The sequence below is a fragment of the Prevotella sp. AM23-5 genome (assembly GCF_003473645.1).
Taxonomy (GTDB): Bacteria; Bacteroidota; Bacteroidia; order Bacteroidales; family Bacteroidaceae; genus Prevotella; species Prevotella copri_A.
This window is the reverse complement of sequence record NZ_QUCG01000006.1, coordinates 58,822-81,846: the sequence shown is the minus strand read 5'-3', so window position 1 is coordinate 81,846 and position 23,025 is coordinate 58,822. Positions and strand designations below refer to the sequence as shown.

The 23,025-nt window shown below is 46.7% G+C and carries 20 protein-coding genes; 9 read left to right on the top strand and 11 right to left on the bottom strand.

The window, feature by feature from the left end; all coding sequences use genetic code 11:
• The first annotated feature begins 30 nt into the window (after positions 1 to 30).
• The gene (locus DW657_RS18655) at positions 31 to 432 is read left to right on the top strand and encodes a hypothetical protein (protein WP_367400149.1); all 402 of its coding nucleotides are present in this window, start codon (positions 31 to 33) and stop codon (positions 430 to 432) included.
• 171 nt (positions 433 to 603) lie between these two features.
• On the opposite strand, the gene DW657_RS18285 is transcribed toward DW657_RS18655, so the two are convergent.
• A complete protein-coding gene (locus tag DW657_RS18285; protein ID WP_233546595.1) occupies positions 604 to 693 on the bottom strand; it encodes a nucleotidyltransferase domain-containing protein in 90 nt (29 codons plus the stop codon).
• A gap of 204 nt (positions 694 to 897) precedes the next feature.
• The gene (locus DW657_RS02965; protein ID WP_118311353.1) at positions 898 to 1,365 is read right to left on the bottom strand and encodes a DUF6575 domain-containing protein; all 468 of its coding nucleotides are present in this window, start codon (positions 1,363 to 1,365) and stop codon (positions 898 to 900) included.
• A gap of 787 nt (positions 1,366 to 2,152) precedes the next feature.
• On the opposite strand from DW657_RS02965, the gene DW657_RS02960 reads away from it, so the two are divergent.
• Positions 2,153 to 2,659 (top strand): very short patch repair endonuclease, encoded by a 507-nt coding sequence (locus tag DW657_RS02960; protein WP_118311352.1) that lies wholly within the window; start codon positions 2,153 to 2,155, stop codon positions 2,657 to 2,659.
• On the opposite strand, the gene DW657_RS02955 is transcribed toward DW657_RS02960, so the two are convergent.
• The 4 genes from DW657_RS02955 to DW657_RS02940 form a co-directional block, all read right to left on the bottom strand.
• Positions 2,656 to 2,907, bottom strand: a complete 252-nt coding sequence (locus DW657_RS02955) for a hypothetical protein (RefSeq protein ID WP_117661561.1) — start codon at positions 2,905 to 2,907, stop codon at positions 2,656 to 2,658. The two genes, DW657_RS02960 and DW657_RS02955, sit on opposite strands and share 4 nt — an antisense overlap.
• Entirely contained in the window at positions 2,888 to 3,376 is a 489-nt protein-coding gene (locus tag DW657_RS02950) for a DUF3990 domain-containing protein (protein ID WP_118311351.1), read from the bottom strand. The genes DW657_RS02955 and DW657_RS02950 overlap by 20 nt, the downstream gene beginning before the upstream one ends.
• Complete coding sequence (locus tag DW657_RS02945) at positions 3,376 to 3,621, bottom strand: DUF3791 domain-containing protein (RefSeq protein ID WP_118311350.1); 246 nt, start codon at positions 3,619 to 3,621, stop codon at positions 3,376 to 3,378. Before DW657_RS02945 ends, DW657_RS02950 begins: the two co-directional genes overlap by 1 nt.
• Positions 3,622 to 3,867: 246 nt before the next feature.
• The gene (locus DW657_RS02940) at positions 3,868 to 4,620 is read right to left on the bottom strand and encodes a NigD-like protein (protein WP_118311349.1); all 753 of its coding nucleotides are present in this window, start codon (positions 4,618 to 4,620) and stop codon (positions 3,868 to 3,870) included.
• A gap of 196 nt (positions 4,621 to 4,816) precedes the next feature.
• On the opposite strand from DW657_RS02940, the gene DW657_RS02935 reads away from it, so the two are divergent.
• Both DW657_RS02935 and DW657_RS02930 read left to right on the top strand, forming a co-directional pair.
• A complete protein-coding gene (locus DW657_RS02935) occupies positions 4,817 to 5,953 on the top strand; it encodes a metallophosphoesterase (RefSeq protein ID WP_118311348.1) in 1,137 nt (378 codons plus the stop codon).
• A gap of 341 nt (positions 5,954 to 6,294) precedes the next feature.
• Positions 6,295 to 6,900, top strand: coding sequence for an epoxyqueuosine reductase QueH (locus tag DW657_RS02930; RefSeq protein ID WP_118311347.1), 606 nt, complete (start codon positions 6,295 to 6,297; stop codon positions 6,898 to 6,900).
• A 48-nt stretch (positions 6,901 to 6,948) separates the two neighbouring features.
• On the opposite strand, the gene DW657_RS02925 is transcribed toward DW657_RS02930, so the two are convergent.
• Positions 6,949 to 8,613 carry a formate--tetrahydrofolate ligase gene (locus DW657_RS02925; RefSeq protein WP_118311346.1) on the bottom strand — a complete coding sequence of 555 codons (1,665 nt, stop codon included), beginning with the start codon at positions 8,611 to 8,613 and terminating at the stop codon, positions 6,949 to 6,951.
• Positions 8,614 to 9,292: 679 nt separating this feature from the next.
• Here DW657_RS02925 and pflB point away from each other — a divergent pair.
• The 3 genes from pflB to DW657_RS02905 all read left to right on the top strand — a co-directional run bounded on the left by pflB (position 9,293) and on the right by DW657_RS02905 (position 13,591).
• Positions 9,293 to 11,539: a formate C-acetyltransferase gene (gene pflB, locus DW657_RS02915; RefSeq protein ID WP_118311356.1), complete on the top strand. Its 2,247-nt coding sequence runs from the start codon at positions 9,293 to 9,295 to the stop codon at positions 11,537 to 11,539.
• Positions 11,540 to 11,615: 76 nt separating this feature from the next.
• Positions 11,616 to 12,347 carry a pyruvate formate-lyase-activating protein gene (gene pflA, locus DW657_RS02910; RefSeq protein ID WP_089542859.1) on the top strand — a complete coding sequence of 244 codons (732 nt, stop codon included), beginning with the start codon at positions 11,616 to 11,618 and terminating at the stop codon, positions 12,345 to 12,347.
• Between the two features lie 374 nt (positions 12,348 to 12,721).
• A complete protein-coding gene (locus DW657_RS02905; RefSeq protein WP_118311344.1) occupies positions 12,722 to 13,591 on the top strand; it encodes a GIN domain-containing protein in 870 nt (289 codons plus the stop codon).
• 145 nt (positions 13,592 to 13,736) lie between these two features.
• Here the strand turns inward: DW657_RS02905 and DW657_RS02900 are convergent, their stop codons facing one another.
• The 4 genes from DW657_RS02900 to pyrB all read right to left on the bottom strand — a co-directional run bounded on the left by DW657_RS02900 (position 13,737) and on the right by pyrB (position 17,623).
• Positions 13,737 to 14,483, bottom strand: coding sequence for a DUF5020 family protein (locus DW657_RS02900; protein WP_118311343.1), 747 nt, complete (start codon positions 14,481 to 14,483; stop codon positions 13,737 to 13,739).
• A gap of 391 nt (positions 14,484 to 14,874) precedes the next feature.
• On the bottom strand, positions 14,875 to 16,155 hold the full coding sequence (gene glyA / locus DW657_RS02890; RefSeq protein ID WP_118311341.1) for a serine hydroxymethyltransferase: 1,281 nt from the start codon (positions 16,153 to 16,155) through the stop codon (positions 14,875 to 14,877).
• A 25-nt stretch (positions 16,156 to 16,180) separates the two neighbouring features.
• The gene (pyrI, locus tag DW657_RS02885) at positions 16,181 to 16,645 is read right to left on the bottom strand and encodes an aspartate carbamoyltransferase regulatory subunit (protein ID WP_089542855.1); all 465 of its coding nucleotides are present in this window, start codon (positions 16,643 to 16,645) and stop codon (positions 16,181 to 16,183) included.
• Positions 16,646 to 16,675: 30 nt separating this feature from the next.
• A complete protein-coding gene (gene pyrB / locus DW657_RS02880) occupies positions 16,676 to 17,623 on the bottom strand; it encodes an aspartate carbamoyltransferase (protein WP_089542854.1) in 948 nt (315 codons plus the stop codon).
• Positions 17,624 to 17,739: 116 nt separating this feature from the next.
• Between pyrB and DW657_RS02875 the strand changes: the two genes are divergently transcribed.
• Both DW657_RS02875 and pheT read left to right on the top strand, forming a co-directional pair.
• Positions 17,740 to 20,070 (top strand): penicillin-binding protein 1A, encoded by a 2,331-nt coding sequence (locus DW657_RS02875; RefSeq protein WP_118311340.1) that lies wholly within the window; start codon positions 17,740 to 17,742, stop codon positions 20,068 to 20,070.
• Between the two features lie 416 nt (positions 20,071 to 20,486).
• On the top strand, positions 20,487 to 22,955 hold the full coding sequence (gene pheT / locus DW657_RS02870; RefSeq protein WP_118311339.1) for a phenylalanine--tRNA ligase subunit beta: 2,469 nt from the start codon (positions 20,487 to 20,489) through the stop codon (positions 22,953 to 22,955).
• Positions 22,956 to 23,025 lie beyond the last annotated feature (70 nt).

Here is a 23,025-nt window from a genome sequence, read left to right as displayed (position 1 = left end):
TAAATTATAGTGTTGCGGAATTAAGGTAGAATTCATGGTGCTTTAGATTCTGAAGTAATATTTGGGATAGATAGTGAATGCGATATACCTAATGCGTTCATATCATTAAGAAAATCTAATCACATTAGTATTAATGCAAAACAAAGATTTAGTGATATAATAGAAAACTCTAAAAGAATTATTATATTTGGGCATAGTATATATGGTATAGATTACGAGTATTACGCAGATTTTCTAGAAAAAAATAAAGATACGGAAGTTGTTGTAATTTATCATAATGAAGATGGTAAAAAAGAATTTGAAAATGAAATGGAAAATAGAGGAGTAATGCGTAGTATTAACTATGAATATATTGTTATTTCCGATCATTTTTTTGAATTCTGTAAGAATATAGTTGAAGAGCAGCAGCTTTTTTTTGAAAAGGAAAAGTAAGGGTAGGACAGATTTGTATATTCTGACCTCATTTATTTTTATAAGGTACTATCACTTCAATCCCATCTTTCTCAATCTCTTTGAGCAGAATGGGATTGAGATGCTGATGCTTCCGGATAATATCAACAGGGCTGTCTAGAAGTTCTTCCAAGTATGCCTTCAGACGGACTACTAAGAAAATTTAGGGGGCATTTCTACGTATATATCAACATCTCTGCCTTCGTGGTGCTCGTTTCTTGCAACAGAGCCAAAGAGACGCAAGGAGGTGATGCCGAAGGTGTTCTGCAGTTCTTCGGCATGAGAAACGATGAGAGCTATGTATTCTTCCCTTGTTTACATTTTTACTATTCTTGCATTTTTAATGCTTTTGCCCCTACAGGGCGCAAGGCTGATTGCGCTTATACCCAGGGTGTTACCCTGGGCTAGGAGCTTCTGCCCCTTCAGGGCGTGTGGGGGGCAAGGTATCTAAAGTACCGCTGCACAGACCTTGCGGAACCAGTCGAGTTTCTTGCCGCTCATTTCTGCTATGGATAAGTTCTCTTTGTTCACATCTTCTGGCTCAAATTCATAATAAGAATCTTCAGTAGGGAGATAATCCTCTGGAAGATCTTCTATGGAGTGGGCCTGGAAGTTGTGATGATTGCCTTCTTCATCAATATCGACAGTATATACAATGTCGTCTAATGGCGAACTTAATACGTTACGCAATGTTTGCTTTTTATTCGTGTACTTTTGTATATTGTCGTAATCGGTTCTGATGAACATCCAACGATTGTTTGTATCATCTTGGTCTATCCAATAGAAGAGATAGTTGTCACCTTTGTTGGTAACATAATGTGACAATAATGGCCCATCGAAATATATAAGATCGGCCACTTTCTTGAATTTGTCAAAGTTACGCTTCTTGATGCAAATACCTTTTATTGTTTTCATAATTTTCCCTCCTCTAGTTTAAATGTTTTGGATAAGTCACATGATGGGAATTTAAATCTGCTGCAAAAATAAGAAATATTTCTCTTTTATGCAAGTTTTTAGCTTTTTCTTTTGTGTTTTCAAGAGAAAAAGATTAATTTAGCCAATTAATGGTGTCAATTGATATAAGAATAGTTTCTTTTAATAGAATAAAATAGTATGAGTATATTGGACAAAATACCTTTTTTGGCAGGAAATGAACTCTTCCAGAAACTCCCATTCTGGTGACGGGTGACGGCAGTGACACCTATTTTTTAAAACTTTCCTCACGCGGGCGGGCAGGAAAAATTTTCCAGAAAGGCCTCCCGCCCGCCTACGTGAGAGAGATTTCAAGAAAAGCCTGTCACTGGTGTCATCTTGTCATCCGGAAGTAAGTCTCATTCCTGCATCCTAAATAAGTCACTTAGGCATCCTAAGCAAGTCTCTTACGGGTCGTAAGTAAGTCACTTATGCTTCGTAAATAAGTCACTTAGGCATCCTGAGCAAGTCTCTTACGGGCCGTAAGTAAGTCTCTTCTTCAGAAAAAGACGTGAAAATCCGTGAGTAAACGTGAGAAACCGTGAATGGCGGATTCTGAATGTTGTATCTTTGCATTGTGATGTTTTCCACGAGTCTGACTGGGGTTAGCCGATGGCTTACTTTTATGCAAGTTTTTTGGCTTTTTCTTTTGTGGTTTCATGAGAAAAGATTAATTTTGCATCGAATGGTGTGATTAGATTAGAAAAAGATGTCTTAATAAATAAAGCGTATGCCAGATAAAATGACCATAGAGCAGCGCCACAACAATATGGCGGCAATCAGAGGCAAGGATACCAAACCAGAGATTCTTGTCAGGAAGTTCCTGTGGGCTAGGGGATTCAGGTATCGGCTCAATCATCCACGGTTGCCGGGAAAACCGGATATTGTGCTGAGGAAGTATCGTACCTGCATTCTGGTGAATGGATGCTTCTGGCATGGACATGAGGGATGCAAGTATTATGTGGTGCCGAAATCGAATACCCAGTTCTGGCAGGATAAGATCAGGAGGAACCGGGAGAGGGACCATGAGGTGCTGCATCGGTTGGCAGAAATGGGATGGCATACCATCGTCATCTGGGAATGCGAGCTGAAACCGGCTGTCAGGGAGAAGACTCTGGAGTCGCTGGCCTTTACGCTGAACCATATCTTCCTGGAAGATCATCATATCAGGAGATATGAGTTGCCGGAAGAAAAGCCGGCAATGGCGGCGGAGCCGGACCCAAGGCATCGTGATTAATACCCTCTCTGTTTCTCGTAAATGAAATCGTCGGCGATGTATCCATTGCTCATAAGATACAAGCCGGTGCGCTTATCGTGGAGCTGGGCACAGGTCTTGCTGCGATAGAAAAGATCAAGAGCCATGGCTGGAGATATTTTCAGGCGTTTTGATAATTCGTAAGCAACGCCACCTATCTGATAGCTGAGAATCATTTCTTGAATCTCAGGAGTCTTGGTATTTATCTGGTTATATTTTTTCTGTACCATTATAGATTAAGTATTTATTGATGAGATCTTGATTGAGTAAACAAATCTGATTGTTGGGCTTATGAAAAGTTAACTGCTGTAGAGCTGATTCTGTATCGTAAAAGCCGGTCATATATAGGTTTACGGTATCAATCACTCTGTCGTTTGCTATGCCACCTTCCACATAGTCGTAATCTTTGGCTAGATTTTTTCCTCGTCTGTTGGCTACGATAAAGTCTAGCCAGTCTTTATCGTATGCGGTGAATATCTTGCAGCGAGCCTCGGCGAGAATTGCATCCCTATCCAAGGAATAGATATTGAGTAGGGGTTCTGCTGCTCTTTTATCTGCAATGGTTTTAGCCCATTTTATAGCCTGTTCCTTTAAATCAGTTACGTAGAAACCTTGACCAAAGTCTAACCTTGGTCTTCCTACATGATAAAGTGGAGCTTCTATAATTTCTGTGGCTCCATGATAGACTGTTACTTTCATCAGTTTTTCTTCTCCCAATTAGTTAGACACTCTATGACATCTTCTATAAGATACTCTCTACTTTCGGTATGGAGTGTATCATAATGGGGCAGAATGAACTTGTTGATTAAATCAACCTTTTTCATTCTGTCGTATATTTCAATATATGGCACCCCGAGCTTTCTAGCGGCTCCCTCAACGCATGATGCAGCAAAAGCGAGCTTGATTTCTTCTAGGGGTAATTGTATTCTGTTGTTTTTTTCCATTTTTTCGTACTTTCCTCTTAATTCCTACAAAGATAATGCAAAAATAAGCAATATTTCTCTTTTATGCAAGTTTTTGGGGGATTTCTTTTGTGGTTTCGTGAGAAAAAATTATTTTTGTATCGAATGGGGGGCTCTAATGAAATTATTGAAGAGTATGTTGAGATAATGCAAAAACTGATAGAAAATCCCCTGATGGATTCTCTGAAGAGAAGCATCAGGGGATAGGCGTTTTACTTTATCAATCTTTTACTTTATAGCCTTACCTGTCTGGCTGTAGCCGTCCAACTGCTTGGCATTGCTGATTGCCTTGCGCGAACAGTAGTTGAAATCCACCTTCTTGTCACCAGTGCTAGACTTCCAGCGGATGGTGAGCTTCACAGTCTTGCCATTGGTATCTGGCAGGGCATCGTTGAGGTTGAAGGCTACCAGGGCATCGCCTACACGATACTTGGCATCACCATTCTGATTGTGACGAAGCTCTACCTCGTATGGATTCTCTGGGTTCACACCGGTGAGAAGGTTGATGATGTGTGGCTTCTGACCGCCCCAGAGAGCACGGAAACGGAGAGTGAGATAACCATCCTCTGCTACTGTTACCCAATCGCGAACGATATCTACCTCATCATTGCCATACTTCGCATCGTTCTCTGCCGGAGTAGAGAGATAAGGTGCTGGCTTCTTGGTGAGAATGCTGTCAATCCAGTTGACGTGTACTACCTGAGAATACTTGTCGCTCTTCTCATCGGTAGCTGTATAGTTGACGAGTGCTCTCACCTCCTTGCCATCAAAGACTGAAGTCTTGAGGTTTTTGGCGAGCAATGTGGTGTTGTCATCCAATTGCAGATAGCAGGCATCTGCATTCTGCTTGACTGTTACTAGGGCATTAGGTAAAACCTGATCCCAGTTGGTATCATCATCAGAATCACACGACTGGAAGGTGAATGCTGACATCAGCAGGGCTACTGCGAGCCCGATTTTCTTGAAATTGATCTTTCTCATAACTTTTCCTTTTTAAATCTTTCTGTCTATAAAATGCCCGAAGATGCGAAATCTTGCTTCTGATTTGGCAAAAGAAAGTTAAATGTATTTTTGAGATTCCCATTTATTTTGTAGTGTCTTCAATTTACACTACCTTTGCAGAAAGATGTTGCGCCCTGACAGGGAATGCAGCGAATAGCTAAATAGAAATAGGTAGATGAATAAGGTTATCAAGAAGTTTTTCAGATCACTTATGTATATAGTTGGCATCGGAGCTATGACACTGGTGCCCGATGCCTGGCTGTGGCATATCGGAGTGGGGGAGTGGCCTCTGCCGCTAGCCATCCTCTGGTGGATTCCCTCTCTGCTCATCATCCTGGCTGAGGTGGGACTGCAGTTGGGCAAGTTTCATCGCACATCGGTGAGAGTGCTTTTCTCTCTCATCCTTTTCTCTGTGATGCCGAAGGTGGTATTCATCCTCTTCGAATTCTTCATGCCTTGGTTCTTCGCCATCCTGCCTGCCCTGGCGGTGATGGGATGGTTCCTCTATGGATTCGTGGAGGGATGGAAGCGACTGGAGGTGAAATATGTGACTTATTCTTCTGCCGATCTGCCTCCTTACTTCGATGGCTATAAGATTCTGCATTTCACGGATCTGCATCTCGGTACCTTTCCGAAGGGTGCCGACTTCGTGAGAAAGGTGGTGGAAAGAGCCAATGCCGAAGGGGTGGAGATGATGCTCTTTACCGGCGACCTGGTGAACAATGCTGCCGATGAGGTGGAACCTTATGTGGAAGATCTGAAGAAGCTGCATGCTCCTGATGGTATCTTCTCGGTTTGGGGTAACCACGATTACTGCGAATATAATACCAACCACAGTCTGAGTGCCTTGAGAAAGAACCGCCGGCTCCTCTTCCAGTTGCAGAATGCGATGGGATGGCATCAGTTGATGAACGAGCATTTTACGGTATCGCACGGTATGGCTTCGATAGAAATCATCGGTGTGGAGAATGCCGGACAGCCTCCATTTACCAATCGCAGTAACCTGAAGAAGGCGATGAAGGGAGTGGCGAAGGATGCTTTCAAGATAGTACTTACCCACGATCCGCACCATTGGAGAAGGGAAGTACAGAAGACCGGAGTTCATCTGACCCTGGCGGGACATACCCATGCCGGACAGTTGAAGATAGGTAACTTCACTCCTGCCCACATGGCTTTCAAGGAGTGGGGTGGAGAATACTGGCTGGGCAAGCAGCTGCTCTATGTTTCTGCCGGATTGGGCGGATCATTCCCATTCCGACTGGGTGCCTGGCCGGAGATGACGGTCATCACCCTGAAGCGTGATCTGGGGTAGAAAACAGGCTGGTAGTCAGACATCTCACAGTTCCCGAAGAATTGGATAAAAACGTTAATTTACTGGTGTAAACTGTTAAGTTTTGGTTAAAAAATCGATATTTATTCATTTTGATGAAAAATTATCGCTTAAAAATTTGGTAACTCAAAAATTAATCGTATCTTTGCATCAGTTTTCGCATATATTTGGGCAAATGGGGGGTGTCGAGAGACTGTACTCCATTTGTTTTTTTTGCCCAAAAGCGAAATCCCGCTTTTTCCGCTCACTTTATCATTAGAAATAAGCAAGGTATTCGCCAAGAATACTCATCATAAAGTTCAAAGTTTAAAGTTCAAAGTAAAATGAAGATTCCCGTAGAAGAACAATATAAATTCGTGAAACTTACTCTCCCGGATGGAAGCAAGGCTGAAGGAATGTCGGTGTTGCTGCATGCCTGTTGTGCACCCTGTTCATCGGCAATCGTAGAGTGTATGCTTCGCAATGGCATGAAGCCAACCGTGTATTTCAGCAACAGCAATATCTATCCGCAGCAGGAGTTCGATATCCGCAAACACGAGCTGATGAGATTCCTGGAGGCGCAGCAGGTACCCTATGTTGAGGATGAGTACGACCATGAGGAGTGGCTGGCTACCATCAGGGGATTGGAGAAGGAACCGGAGCGGGGAAGCCGCTGCTCGGTGTGTTTCCAATATCGTCTGACTCATGCTGCCAGGTATGCCCAGGAACATGGATTCCATCTGCTTACCACCACGCTGGCTTCATCGAGATGGAAGAACATCAAGCAGATAGATGCCGCAGGACATATTGCGGTAAAAGGATGCCCGGATGTAGAGTGGTGGGATATGAACTGGAGAAAGGGTGGTTTGCAGAACCGCCGAGGAGAATTGCTGAAACAGAATGAATTCTATAATCAGCTATATTGCGGTTGTGAATTCAGTATGAGATAAGATTAAAAAAGGCTGCTTCCCGCTTCGGGAAGCAGCCTTTTATCGTATTTATGAAAGACCTGTAATCTCACCATTAACCACATCGATGCGCTCAGCCTGTGGGCTCTTTGGCAAACCTGGCATACGCATGATAGGACCAGCGATGACTACGATCATCTCGGCACCCATATTCACGGTGATGTCGCGAACGTGGAGCTCGAAGCCTTCTGTAGGACCGTATGCCTTGGCATCGGTAGAGAAGCTATACTGAGTCTTGGCGATACAGATAGGGAACTTCTCGGCACCCAACTTCTTGATTTCCTCAATCATAGACTTGGCAGAATCGCTCAAGGTTACGCTGCCGGCACCATAGAGGTTGAAGGCAACATCCTCAATCTTCTTCTCTACAGGCTCATCGTCATCGTAAGTGAAGTAGAGAGGAGCAGATGGATGCTCATCAATGGTCTTCACAACGAGCTCTGCCAACTCCATTGCACCCTTGCCACCTTCGGCGAAGGCACTGTTGACAGCGAATTCGCAGCCCATCTCCTCGCAGTGCTTGCGCAATACCTCGATTTCCTCATCGGTATCTGTAGCAAACTTATTGAAGGCGATGACTACAGTCTGACCAAAGCTCTGGAGATTCTTCACATGCTTGTCGAGGTTCCAATAGCCAGCTTCCATACCAGCTACGTTTGGCTTCTTGATGTCTTCCTGAGCTACGCCACCATGCATCTTCAATGCCTGGAGAGTAACGACGAGAACAGTAAGGTCTGGCTGCAAACCAGTCTTGCGGCACTTGATGTTGTAGAACTTCTCTGCGCCGAGATCAGCACCGAATCCAGCCTCAGTGATGGCATAGTCGCCATATTCGAGAGCTGCTGCTGTAGCCATCACAGAGTTACAGCCATGAGCGATGTTGGCAAAAGGACCGCAGTGAACGAAAGCAGGAGTACCCTCTGTGGTCTGAACCAGGTTTGGCTTCAGGGCATCGAGGAGGAGGGCAACGATACTGCCACCTACCCCCATATCCTTGACGGTGAATGGCTTGTCATCCTCAGTGATACCCAGGAGAATATTGTCGATGCGACGGCGGAGGTCGTCAACACTTGTTGCAAAACACATAATAGCCATGATCTCTGAAGCTGGAGTGATATCGAATCCTGCCTCTGTCTCGATACCGTTCTTATCACCGATACCGGTGATGATGCGGCGGAGACCACGGTCATTCACATCCATCACGCGGCGCCAGAGAATCTTCTTGAGCTTGAAGCCTTCAGCTTCGTGCTGGAAACGGTAGTTATCGAGCAGGGCAGCAATCATGTTGTTTGCCTCTGTGATAGCGTGGAAGTCGCCAGTGAAGTGAAGATTGATCTTATCCATAGGCAATACCTGGGCATAACCGCCGCCGGCAGCACCACCCTTCATACCGAAGCAAGGTCCGAGAGATGGTTCACGCAGGGCAACGACAGCCTTCTTGCCAATCTTCTGCATACCGAGGGCGAGACCTACAGATACGGTGGTCTTGCCATTGCCTGCCTTGGTAGGGCTGATAGCAGTGACGAGGATGAGATGATGGTTTTTAAACTTGTTGGTGTCGATCTTGTCCGTAGTAATCTTAGCGATGTAACGGCCGTAGTTCTCTACTTGGTCTTCATGGATTCCAAGTTCAGCTGCAACCTCATTGATGGGGCGCAATTTTACTGATTTAGCTATTTCAATATCTGTCAACATAAAAAATGTATTTGTATTTTGCTGCAAAGATACGCAAAAGTATTCACATAATGGCATATCAATGTATAAAAAAACAAAAAGTCATTCCATTTCCCATTCTGCACAAACGTATGGACCCGGGCGAACGATGAATTTTTGCATGAATCCATCGGCAGAAGTGATAGCGATATCGTTGCGCTGGGCTTGTTTTCTTCTGAATATCTCAAGAAATTGCAGAATATGTAATATTGGTATGGCACAAATATCTTGATTTGCGCTGGTTGAATACTCAATAATAGGGATTTTAAGAGAAAGGGAAGAAAATCTTTGGGTTTTCTTCTCTTTTCTCGTTTTAATATCGTATCTTTGCACTCGAAATCAAATTGTAACAGGAATGATCAAGTCAAAGACGATAAATATAGGCTATCAGGCCAAGAAAGATAATGCTGGTGGGAATGGACTCATCGGTAACATCAACGTACAGACACCTTGCGGACAAGGTGTATAAAAACCCGGGCACAAACGTGTTCGGGCTTTTTTTATCCCCACTATATATAATAAGGTGGAATTTGCCTATATATAATAAAGGTGGAAATTGCCTATATATAATAAGGTGGAAATTGACTCGTTTAGAAGAATGACAGTGTGTACAATTATATATATATTTATTAACTTATAAAATAAAGGATAAACGAAAATGATGAAAACAGAATGGAGAGGTTTCAAGGGAAACCAGTGGCAGAGTGAAGTGAATCTTCGTGACTTCGTTCAGAACAACTACACTAGCTACGACGGCGATGAGTCGTTCCTGGCAGAACCTACTCAGGCTACCAACACCCTTTGGGGTATGTTGAAGGAACTCCAGAAAGAGGAGCGTGCCAAGGGTGGTGTGCTTGATATGGAGACCGAGGTGGTTTCTGGATTGACAGCTTACGGTGCTGCCTATATTGGCGAGGGTACTAAGGAGTTGGAGAAGGTAGTTGGTCTGCAGACCGATAAGCCTTTGAAGCGTGCCTTCATGCCTTACGGCGGTATCAAGATGGCAGAGCAGGCTTGTACTACATACGGCTACCAGCCATCAGAGAAGCTTCATGAGATTTTCCACAAGTATTGCAAAACTCACAACGACGGCGTGTTTGATGCTTACACTCCAGAGATGAAACTCGTGCGCCATAACCATATCCTCACTGGTCTGCCTGATACATACGGTCGTGGACGTATCGTAGGTGACTACCGCCGTGTAGCTCTCTATGGTATAGATTTCCTTATTAAGGAGAAGCAGAACGACCTCGCTAACATGGGTGACCGTGAGATGATTGACGATGTAATCCGTCTTCGTGAAGAGGTCTCTATGCAGATCAAGGCTCTCAAGGGCTTGAAGGAGATGGCTCAGTTGTATGGCTACGATATCAGCCAGCCAGCTAAGAACGCTCGCGAGGCTGTTCAGTGGTTGTACTTCGGTTACCTCGGAGCAGTGAAGACTCAGAATGGTGCTGCGATGTCTGTAGGTCGTATCTCTACATTCCTCGATATTTATATCCAGCGCGACTTGAACGAGGGTACTCTTACCGAGGATGAGGCTCAGGAGCTCATCGACCACTTGGTTATGAAGTTCCGTATGGTGAAGTTCGCCCGTATCCCTTCATACAATGAGCTCTTTACAGGTGACCCAGTATGGGCTACTCTCGAAGTAGGTGGTATGGGTCAGGATGGCCGCTCAATGGTTACCAAGAACGACTTCCGTTTCCTCCACACATTGGAGAACATGGGTCCTTCACCAGAGCCAAACTTGACAGTACTCTATAGCTCTCGCTTGCCTAAGGCATTCAAGCACTATGCTTCTCTCATCTCAGTCAAGACAAGCTCTATCCAGTATGAGAACGACGATGTAATGCGCCCAGTTTGGGGTGACGACTATAGCATCTGCTGCTGTGTATCAGCTACACAGACAGGTAAGGAGATGCAGTTCTTCGGTGCCCGTGCCAACTTGGCTAAGTGCTTGACATACGCTGTTTCTGGCGGTGTTGACTCAAAGACACGCGAGCAGTGCGGTCCTAAGTATCGCGCCGTTGAGGGTGATGTATTGACATACGATGAGTTCATGCCACGTTTTATGGATATGATGGACTGGTTGGCTGGCGTTTATGTGAAGACATTGAACCTCATCCACTACATGCACGATAAGTACTTCTACGAGGCAGCAGAGTTGGCGCTCATCGACACAGATGTTCGTCGTACTTTCGCTACAGGTATCGCAGGTTTCAGCCACGTGGTTGACTCTATCTCAGCTATCAAGTATGCCAAGGTAAACATCGTCCGTGATGAGACTGGTTTCCCTCTCAGCTTCAAGACCGAGGGTGACTTCCCACGTTACGGTAACGATGATGAGCGTGCTGATGAGATTGCAGTATGGTTGCTCAAGACCTTCATGAACATGATCAAGAAGCACCACACATACCGCAATTCTGAGCCAACTACATCTATCCTGACTATCACATCAAATGTAGTATATGGTAAGTTCACCAGCAACATGCCTGATGGTCGTCCAGCCGGTGCTCCTTTGGCTCCAGGTGCCAACCCATCTTACGGTGCAGAGAAGAACGGTCTTTTGGCTTCATTGAACTCAGTAGCTAAGTTGCCATACGAGTATGCCCTCGATGGTATCTCTAATACTCAGACCATCAGTCCAGGTGCTCTCGGACACAACGACGAGGAGCGTGCCCAGACATTGGTAGGTGTATTGGATGGTTACTTCAACCAGGGTTCTCACCACCTGAACGTGAATGTATTCGGTATCGACAAGCTCAAGGATGCGATGGAGCACCCAGAGAAGGAAGAGTACCAGAACTTCACCATCCGTGTAAGTGGTTACGCAGTTAAGTTCATCGACTTGACACGCGAGCAGCAGCTCGACGTAATCGCTCGTCAGGCTCACGAGAGACTCTAATCAATTAGAAGAATAAATATTGCCCGCTAGATTTTCTTTCCGAGGATATTTAGCGGGCATTTTTAGCTTAATTGTTATGCATAAAGGTTTTGTTCACAGTATAGAGAGCTTTGGTTCTGTAGATGGACCAGGCATCCGATTTTTGATTTTCCTGCAAGGTTGTCCTATGCGCTGCCAGTTCTGCCACAACCCGGATTCGTGGAAGACGGGAGTGGGAGAGGAATGGACTGCTGATGACCTTCTGGACAAGGCAGAGCGATTCAAGAGTTATTGGGGAGACAAGGGCGGTATTACCGTGAGCGGTGGAGAAGCCCTGATGCAGATAGACTTTCTCATCGAACTCTTCGAGAAAGCCCATCAGCGTGGCATCAATACCTGTCTCGATACATCAGCCCAGCCTTTCAGAAGAGATGGAAAGATTTTTGAGAAATTTGAGCGTCTGATGGCCGTTACCGATACGGTTCTTCTGGATATCAAGCATATCAATGATGAAGAGCATCGCAAGTTGACGCTTCATAGCAATAAGAATATACTCGATTGTGCCCGCTATCTCAGCGAGATTCACAAGCCGGTATGGATTCGTCACGTCCTTATTCCAGGTATTACTGACAAGGATGAATACCTGGAAGAGTTGAGAGACTTCCTCTCTACGCTCAGCAATATCCAGCGCATAGATGTATTGCCTTATCATACGATGGGCATCTACAAATATGAGAAGCTGGGAATCCCTTATCCGCTAGATGGCATAGAACCTCCTGGCAGAGATCGTGTGGCTCATGCCGAATCTATATTGCAGAAGGCATTATAGACTTTTGTATTGAGTGCTATGGAGTTACCTTTTGTTAGCGATAATGGAGTTGTGAAAAAGCCTAAAATCCAGGCATGTTTCTTATGGTATCATATATGTTTCAAAAGTATGCGACGTTGGCTTATGCCTTACTTGACGATGAATTAAGCCTTACTTGCTGTCCAAAAGAGCCTAACGTAACTTTCAATTAAGCCTAACGTAACGCTTAATTGGGGCTTAATTGGATGGTAAGTAAGGCTCTATTGTAAGACAATTGAGGCTCTATTGTAAGGCAATTGTGGCTCTTTTTGCAATCTTTTTGGGCTTTTTTGCAACCTTTCGGGTTTCTTTTGCGTCTAAGCATCAGAATATAGAAAATTTAAAATCGAAAGAGTATGAAAACAATGAGTATTTGGGTTGCTTCGGCAACTTTGTTTCTTGCCTCTATGGGCATCTGTTCCTGCAGTATGGGTTCTACCACCACTTCTGAAATGAAGGGGAACCTGGAGTTTACGCAGAATGATTTGAGAGAGAAGCCTTTCAAGGCTATCGACGTGGATGTGGTTGCCAGTGTCTATTATACACAGAACGATGGCGATGAATGCAGCGTTCGACTGGATTACTCCGCCATCAAGGATGCTGAGTTCGCTCAGAAACTCAAGGAGAAAATCAAGGTGGTTTATCGTGACGGCGAGGTGAAGATCGGTCTCACTGGAAGACTCAAGGTGCCTACTATGTGCAGCTCGGAAAAATATAGATTGAAGATTTATATCACCAGTCCTGATCTGGTGAAGATTACTCAGGAAGGGGTAGGGGCTTTCTATGCTAAGTCTATCAACAGTGACCGACTGGAAATCGATAACGAGGGCGTAGGCTCTGTCTGCATCAATAAGATTCTTGCCAATAGACTGGATGTTACCAACGAGGGTGTAGGGTCCGTCAGCATCGAGCATGCCAAGGGCGATGTGATGAAGATTGACAACGAAGGCGTAGGCTCCGTAAAGGTTGGCAACGTGGCGATGGGCGACCTGAAGGTGGATAACGAGGGTGTAGGCTCCGTTACGCTCGATTTCTTCAAGGGCGGAAATCTGAAGATCAACAATGATGGCGTGGGTAAGGTAAGCGCCAAGGTTGACTGCCAGGTTCTAAATGTTGATCTGGATGGTGTTGGCGGCGTGCATCTGAGCGGTGTTGCCGGCAAATATACCCGTCATAAGGATGGCGTTGGAAGCATCTCTGATGGAGGTCTGAAGGTTGGCAGATAATCTGACTTTCAAAAACAAAAAATGCATGCTGGAGATGCTTAACATATTATATTTTTCTTTTATATATTTTCTTTTTAATATATATAATTAATACTAAGCATCTCTAGCTTGCACAAAAATCTGCAGAATTGTCAAGAAGCAGTCCTTAGAAGTCCCACTTCACACCCAGGCAAGGGCGAACCTTTGCTCCATCGGTGCTGCCGAAGTTATTGGTAATCTCTACCTCACCACCCAGGCTCAGGTTCTCGCAGCCGAAGTGCTGGCCTACATTGTACCAGAGCTGTGGCTCGGTGATGAATACCGTGTGGCGGGTCTTAGCCTTGCCGTCGCCATCTACGGTTCCGTGGGTTTCCCACCAGAAATCAGCGAAGCCGTCAAACTTCAGTCCCTTTACTCCGAAAAGGTCGTTGCAGGTCCATACGGCAGTCAACTGCATTGGAACATTCTGGTCGGTCTTGCGGATGGTCTTGTAGAGAACGTCCAGATTCAGGGTGTTCTTGTAGGTAGCATCGTGAATCAGATACTCCACACCGAAGAGCCAGGCATTGTTGATAGGGTAGTTCTTGGTGATACCGCCATTGTACTCTACGTGCAGGCTCCAGTTCTTCATGCTGCTGTTCTGCCAGAAGTTCAAGGCACGTGAAATCTCGGTATAGGTGCCGCCCTGTGCTACGTTTGGACTGTTAGGGTCCATCTTATCGTAGTTGAAATCGTGGTCAACGAAGAAGTAGGTGCTTCCCCATTTGTCCTGCTTGAACATCTCCAAGGTCAGGGTTACATACTTACGGTCGTTACCGAAATCATAAAGAATCTGTGCATTGGTCTGTGCAAGAGTCTTGCTTGCTGGAAGCAATGCCAATGCCATCAGCAGGAGGCTTTTTAATTTTCTCATGACAATGTTTTCTTGTTTTTGATGATGATGTTTAAAATATGATTTGAAACTGAAAACTCAAGTTTCGCAAGTAAGCCCTACACGCCCTGAAAGGGCAGAAGCTCCTAGCCCAGGGCATCGCCCTGGGTGTTTATGGACGCAAACCTGTCGCCCTGTAAGGGCAAAAGCTTTCAAATACCTGGCAATATACAAAGCTTTTGCCCTTACAGGGCGCCTTGCTGATTGCCATTATACCCAGGGCGATGCCCTGGGCTAGGAGCTTTTGGGCCTTCAGCCCGTACTTTAACCACATGCGAAACTTCAGTAAAAAATAAAATATGATAAAAAAGACTGCGAACATAATACCCGCAGTCTTTTTTGTAAATATATATCGAATTGAATTTTTCTTTGCTTAGTAAGCGAAGAGAGGATAATCCTTCATGGTCTCGTTTACCTTCTCGCGAACGCGGGCGATGACCTTCTCATCCTCTGGTGAATTCAATACTTCCTCGATGAGCTCTGCGATGAGATGCATCATATCCTCCTTGGCGCCACGGGTTGTCATGGCAGCTGTACCCAGGCGGATACCTGATGTCTGGAAGGCAGAACGACTGTCGAATGGAACCATGTTCTTGTTTACTGTGATGTCTGCTGCAACAAGCGCATTCTCAGCTACTTTACCTGTGAGGACTGGATATTTACTTCGGAGGTCAACGAGCATAGAGTGGTTGTCTGTACCACCGCTTACGATGCCGAAGCCACGACCCATCAGATCGTCAGCAAGAACGGCTGCGTTCTTCTTCACCTGCATGGCATAATCCTTCCAAGATGGCTGCAGGTTCTCATTGAAGGCAACAGCCTTGGCTGCGATGACGTGCTCCAGCGGACCGCCCTGCTGACCAGGGAATACGGCAGAATTCAAGAGCATGCTCATCTTCTTAACCTCGCCCTTCTTGGTAGTCAATCCCCATGGATTGTCAAAATCCTTACCCATCAGAATGATACCGCCACGAGGACCACGGAGAGTCTTGTGGGTAGTAGAAGTAACGATGTGGGCATACTTCAATGGGTTGTCGAGCAGACCGGCTGCAATCAGACCTGCAGGGTGAGCCATATCAATCATCAGGAGGGCACCCACCTCATCCGCAATCTTGCGCATGCGGGCATAATCCCACTCACGGCTGTAAGCACTACCGCCACCGATAATCAGCTTAGGCTTGTGCTCCAGAGCCAGCTTCTCCATCTCGTCGTAATCCACACGACCCGTCTCCTTGTTCAGGTTGTAGCCGATAGGATTGTAGAGAATGCCAGAAGTATTGACGTGGCTGCCATGAGAAAGGTGACCGCCGTGATCGAGGTTCAATCCCATAAAAGTATCACCTGGTTTCAGTACGGCGAGCAATACAGCAGCGTTAGCCTGAGCACCAGAGTGAGGCTGCACGTTGGCATACTCAGCACCAAAGACTTTCTTCACGCGTTCGATGGCAAGGTTCTCTACGATATCCACCACCTGGCATCCACCATAGTAGCGCTTGCCAGGAAGACCCTCTGCATACTTGTTGGTAAGGTAAGAACCCATAGCGTTCATCACCTCGTCACTCACGAAATTCTCAGAAGCAATCAGCTCCATACCTTTCAGCTGACGCTGATGTTCTCTTTCGATTAAGTCGAAAATCTCTTGATCTTTAACCATTCTTATTTATTTTATGTGATTGATGCTACTTACAAAGCTCCACTTTGCCCAGTTGCTGCTCCTTGTCGCAGTAATGGCAGCGTACGATACCGAGTACCTTATCTACGGTGTGGAAGAGGGTCTGCATAGGCTCGTTGTTGGTGATGCACTTAGGGTTGTTGCACTTCACGATGCCCCTGAGTGTATCTGGAGTCTCTACGGTCTTCTTCTCTACGATCTCGTAGTCCTTGATGATACTCAGTCCGATGTTAGGAGCCACCACAGAGAGGCGGTTGATTTCCTCATCGGTAAAGTACTTGTTGGCAACCTTGATGATGCCCTTCTTGCCGATCTTCTTGGAAGGCAAGTTGTAGCCGATGGTAACAGGAGTGTCCATCTTCTCCAACTGGAGCAGGTTGACTACCTGATAGGTTTTCTCGGCTGGTATATGGTCGATTACGGTACCGTTCTCGATAGCCGCAACCACTAATTGACTTTTATTGTTTCCCATAATTAATCACTAATAAATAATCACTAAACACTATTCAATAATAGTCTTGTCGTTCTTCACATCCTCCAGTGTGATTCCGAGGCAGTGGCAGAAGATAGCCTCACGTGCATAGAGACCATTCTGAGCCTGCTGGATGTAGTATGCATGTGGATCATCATCTACATCGTATGCAATCTCGTTGACACGTGGCAGTGGGTGCATGATCTTCATGTTCTCCTTCGCCTTGCAGAGCATGTCTCGCTTCAGGATATACACGTTCTTCACACGCTCGTACTCCATCAGGTCGCTGAAACGCTCCTTCTGTACACGGGTCATATAGAGAATATCGGCGTCGGCAATCACATCCTCGTTGAAATCCTCGTGCTCCACGTACTTGATGTTGTGCTCCTTGCAGTAGAGTTTGTACTCCTCTGGCATGGCAAGCTCCTTAGGTGCGATGAAGTGGAAGGTAGGGTTGAAGTGGCGCATAGCGGTGATAAGTGAGTGAACGGTGCGGCCATACTTGAGGTCACCCACAAGATAAATGTTCAAGTTCTCCAGGGTTCCCTGGGTCTTGAAGATAGAGTAGAGGTCGAGCAAGCACTGAGATGGATGCATGTGGGCACCATCACCGGCATTGACGATAGGCACTGGAGCTACCTCGCTGGCATACTGAGCTGCGCCCTCGATGAAGTGGCGCATGGTGATGACGTCGGCGTAGTTGCTCACCATCAGAATGGTGTCCTTCAGCGTTTCGCCCTTGGTAGTGCTGGATGTCTTGGCATCAGAGAAGCCGATGACACGTGCGCCAAGGCGATTGGCAGCTGTCTGGAAACTGAGTTGGGTACGAGTAGATGGTTCGAAGAAAAGGGTCGCTACGACCTTTCCCTTCAACAACTCCCTGTTGGGATGCTTTTCAAACTCTTGCGCCATTTCGAGGAGGTACATGATTTTCTCCTTCGAGAGGTCGGCAATCGTCACAAAATTATGTTTTTCCATACGAATTTTGATTGAATGTTCTGAAATCGCCCCCAAAGTTACATATAATTTCTGATTTATGTGCGAGAATTCGAAACTTTTTAGTAATTTTGCACAAAATAAATGAAGAAATAGAGATGAGAAAACATTTTATCTATACATTATGGGGCATTTTTGCCACCTTTATCGTGTCGGCTATGCTCGCCTTCTTTGCCATCTGGAACGGATGGATCGGTTACATGCCAGACATTGAGGATCTGCAGAATCCTATCAGCAGATTCGCCACCCAGGTGTATTCGTCTGATGGAAAGGTGCTGGGTACATGGAACCTGAACAAGGAGAACCGTATCGTGATACCTTATAAGAAGATGTCACCTTATTTAATAAAGGCACTGGTTGCCACGGAGGATGAACGATTCTATGAGCATTCGGGCATCGACTTCCGTGCGCTCGGTCGTGCCATCGTGAAGCGTGGACTCCTGGGGCAGACCAATGCCGGAGGTGGATCTACCATCACCCAGCAGCTTGCCAAGCAGCTCTATTCCGAAAAGGCATCGAGTACCCTGGAGCGACTGCTGCAGAAACCGATAGAGTGGGTCATCGCCATCAAGCTGGAACGATACTATACCAAGCAGGAAATCCTGGCACTCTATCTCAACTACTTCGACTTCCTGCACAATGCCGTGGGTATCAAGACGGCGGCGAATACCTATTTTAATAAGGAACCGAAGGATCTTACCCTCACCGAGGCGGCTACGCTCATCGGTCTCTGCAAGAACCCTTCGCTCTTCAACCCAGTGCGCTATCCGGAGCGTGCCCGCGACAGAAGAAACGTGGTGCTCTCGCAGATGGAGAAGGCGGGCTATCTGGATCATGCTGAATACAGCCAGTATTCGGCAGAACCGCTTACGCTCAACTTCCACCGTACCGACCATAAGGATGGTTCGGCTACCTACCTGCGTGAATATCTGCGCAAGTATCTGATGGCTACCCGTCCGGAAAGAAAGGATTATGCATCGTGGAACTATGCTCAGTTTGTTACCGATTCCATCCTCTGGAATACAGATCCTCTGTATGGATGGTGCAACAAGAACTTCAAGAAGGATGGTTCTCCATATAATGTATATAGTGATGGATTGAAGGTGTTTACCACCGTGGACAGCCGTATGCAGCGATATGCCGAAGAGGCTGTATATCAGCACGTGGCACGCTATCTGCAGCCAGCCTTCAGCAAGGAGGTTTCCCGCAAGCCAAGTTCGCCATACAGTGACAAGCTGACCCCTAAGCAGATCAAGGCTATCCTGAACCGCAGCGTTACCCAGTGTGAGCGCTACCGACAGATGAAGGAAGCGGGATGCTCGGCAGAAGAGATTCACGATACCTTCCGCAAGAAGATTCCGATGACCGTGTTTACCTATCATGGCGACATCGATACGCTGATGAGTCCGCTCGATTCCATCCGCTATTACAAGACCTTCCTGCGCAGCGGATTCATGAGCATGGATCCTAAGACGGGTGCCGTGAAGGCATACGTGGGTGGATTGGACTATACCCACTTCATGTATGATATGGTAAGTTTGGGAAGAAGGCAGGTGGGTTCTACCATCAAGCCGTTCCTCTACAGTCTGGCGATGGAGAACGGATTCTCGCCTTGCGATCTGGCACCTAACCGCCAGCAGACCTATATGGTGGCTGGCAGACCATGGACGCCGCGCAATGCCAACCATTCGAGATACGGACAGATGGTTCCGCTGAGCTGGGGATTGGCACAGAGTAACAACTGGATCAGTGCCTATCTGATGAGTAAGCTGAACCCATCGCAGTTTGTCCAGCTGCTGCATGACTATGGTATCAACAACCCTGATATTCACGCATCTCTGAGCTTGTGTCTCGGACCGTGTGAGGTGAGCGTGAGCGAGATGGTGAGCGCCTATACAGCCTTTGCCAACCATGGTATCCGTACGGCTCCGATGTTCGTGAGCCGCATCGAGGATAACGAGGGTAACACCATCGCCACCTTCCAGCCACGAATGAACGAGGTGATCAGTGCCGACAATGCCATGAAGATGCTCACCATGATGATGGGCGTAGTGGATAATGGTACGGCAGGAAGACTGCGCTACCGTTATAAGCTGGAGGGACAGATAGGTGCCAAGACGGGTACCACCAACAACAACAGTGATGGATGGTTTATCGGCTTTACTCCGCAACTGGTAAGTGGCTGCTGGGTAGGCGGTGAGGATCGCGATATCCACTTCGATTCCATGAGTATGGGTCAGGGTGCTACCATGTCTCTTCCTATCTGGGCTATCTTCATGAAGAAGGTTTATGCCGATGTCTCGCTGGGCTACAGTCCGGAGGTGAAGTTTGATATCCCTGCCGATTACAACCCATGCTATCATGTGGGCAGCGGTGGCGAGCAGGATGATTTCGAACAGGTAGATGCCATCGACGAAGTATTCGAATAATACGAATTGTTTGAATAAGTATTTTTCATGCCCCACACGCCCTGAAAGGGCAGAAGCTCCTAGCCCAGGGCATCGCCCTGGGAAATTACGAACGCAAGTTTGTCGCCCTGTAAGGGCAAAAGCTTTATATATCGCCTGGAATTTGAAAGCTTTTGCCCTTACAGGGCGTATTACTGATTGCTATTATACCCAGGGCGATGCCCTGGGCTAGGAGCTTCTGCCCTTTCAGGGCGTGTGGAACTTACTTGCGAAAGTCCTGCTAATAATTAAATAGTGCAAAAATGGCGGATGTTTTTTGCTTATCTCCATTATTTTTTGTATTTTTGCAAAGTTTTAGGGCTCTTGTGCCACAAATGCGTGATGACGAGGAGGTTCCCAAACACTTGATAAAGAGAAAATAATAAAAAAACATTATAATGAACGTTTCATACAAATGGCTTAAAGAATACGTCGATTTCGACCTGACACCACAGGAGACTGCCGATGCGCTGACCTCTTGCGGACTCGAAGTGGACGCTTTGGAGGAAGTACAGTCTATCAAGGGTGGACTGAAAGGTCTTTACGTAGGTAAAGTGTTGACATGCGAGGCGCATCCTAACAGCGATCACCTCCACGTAACAACCGTTGACCTGGGCAAGGGCGAGCCACAGCAGATTGTCTGCGGTGCGCCTAACGTAGCTGCCGGTCAGAAGGTAATCGTTGCCGACCTGGGCTGCGTGCTCTACGACGGCGACCAGAGTTTTACCATCAAGAAGAGCAAGCTCCGCGGTGTAGAGAGCTTGGGTATGATCTGTGCTGAGGATGAGATTGGCGTGGGTACATCTCACGACGGTATCATCGTGCTCCCTGAGGATGCTCCAGTGGGTCAGCCTGCTGCTGAGTACTATCACCTGGAGAGCGACTGGCTCATCGAGATTGATATCACTGCCAACCGTGCCGATGCACTCGGTCATTGGGGAGTAGCACGCGACCTCTATGCCTGGTTGAAGCAGAATGGTTATGAGACCAGCCTGCATCGCCCATCTTGCGATGAATTCGTGGTAGATAACGAGAACCTTCCTATCGATGTAGAAATTGAGAACACCGAGGCTTGCAAGCGCTATGCCTGCGTTAGCATCACCGACTGCGAGGTGAAGGAAAGCCCTAAGTGGTTGCAGGATAAGCTGAACATCATCGGCCTCAGACCAATCAACAATATCGTGGATATCACCAACTACATCATGATGGCATACGGTCAGCCATTGCACTGCTTTGATGCCGACATGGTTACCGGTCATAAGATTGTAGTCCGCACCCAGCCAGAGGGCACCAAGTTCGTGACCCTGGATGGCGAGGAGCACACCCTGGGCGAGCACGACCTGAGCATCTGCAATGCTGAGGAGCCTATGTGTATCGCAGGTATCTTCGGCGGTAAGGGTTCCGGTACTTACGAGACCACCAAGAGCGTGGTTCTGGAGAGTGCTTACTTCCACCCGACATGGATCCGCAAGAGCGCTCGCCGTCATGGCTTGAGCACAGATGCCAGCTACCGTTTTGAGCGTGGCGTAGATCCAAACGGTCAGATTTATGCTTTGAAGCAGGCTGCCATCCTCTGCAAGCAGTTGGCTGGCGGCAAGATTTCCATGCAGATCAAGGATGTATATCCAGAGCCAATGCAGAATTTCCCAGTTCGCCTGAACTATGAGTATGCACATCGCCTCATCGGTAAGGAGATTGGTGCTGAGACTATCAAGAGCATCGCCACATCTCTGGAGATGAAGATCGTGAAGGAAGATGCTGAGGGCATCGACCTCCTGGTTCCTGCTTATCGCGTGGATGTTCAGCGTCCTTGCGATGTGGTAGAGGATATCCTCCGTATCTATGGATATAATAATGTGGAGATTCCTACTCAGCTGAAGAGTTCTTTGACTGTTCAGGGTGATGAGGACAAGGCTTATCACAGCCAGAATCTCGTGGCAGAGCAGTTGGTAGGCGAGGGCTTCATGGAGATTCTCAACAACTCTCTGAGCAAGGCTAGCTACTATACAGACCTGGAGCTGAACAAGTATCCTAATGAGACTACCGTGAAGGTGATGAACCCATTGAGTGCTGATCTCGGCGTGATGCGTCAGACCATGCTCTTCGGCGGTTTGGAGAGCGTAGCCCGCAACATCAACCACAAGAGCCAGAACCTGAAGTTCTTCGAGGTGGGTAACACCTATATATATAATAAGGAGAAGTGGAGCGAGGAGAGTCCTATCAAGGCTTACTCCCAGGAGGCTCACATGTCACTCTTCATCACCGGTAAGCGAGTAGAGGGCAGTTGGGCTCATGCAGATGAGCAGAGCAACATCTACGAGCTGAAGGCAGTGGTAGAGAATATCCTCCGCCGTGTGGGTATGCCACAGAACAACCTCGTAATCAAGCACAGCGACAACAACATCTTTGCCAAGGGCGTGAACTACGAGACCCGTGCCGGCAAGGTATTGGTAGAGATGGGTATCCTGAGCAACAAGCTGAAGAAGGCATTCGACATCGAGCAGGATGTATTCTATGCTGATGTTCACTGGGATAACCTGGTGAAGACTGTGAAGAAGGTGAACCTTACTTACACAGATATCAGCAAGTATCCATCTGTGAGCCGCGACCTTGCACTGCTCGTTGACAAGAACGTGGAGTTTGCACAGATTGAGCAGATTGCCCATCAGACAGAGAAGAAGCTCCTGAAGAGCGTGGTTCTCTTCGACGTATATGAGGGTAAGAACCTGCCTGAGGGCAAGAAGAGCTATGCAGTAAACTTCATCCTGCAGGATGAGGAGAAGACATTGAACGACAAGCAGATTGATGCCATCATGAAGAAGCTCATTGCCAACCTCACAGGTAAGCTCAACGCAGAACTGAGATAATGCAGAATGCGATTGACGCAGAATTGAGATAATATTATAAACAAAAACGATAAACATTTAAAATTTTATT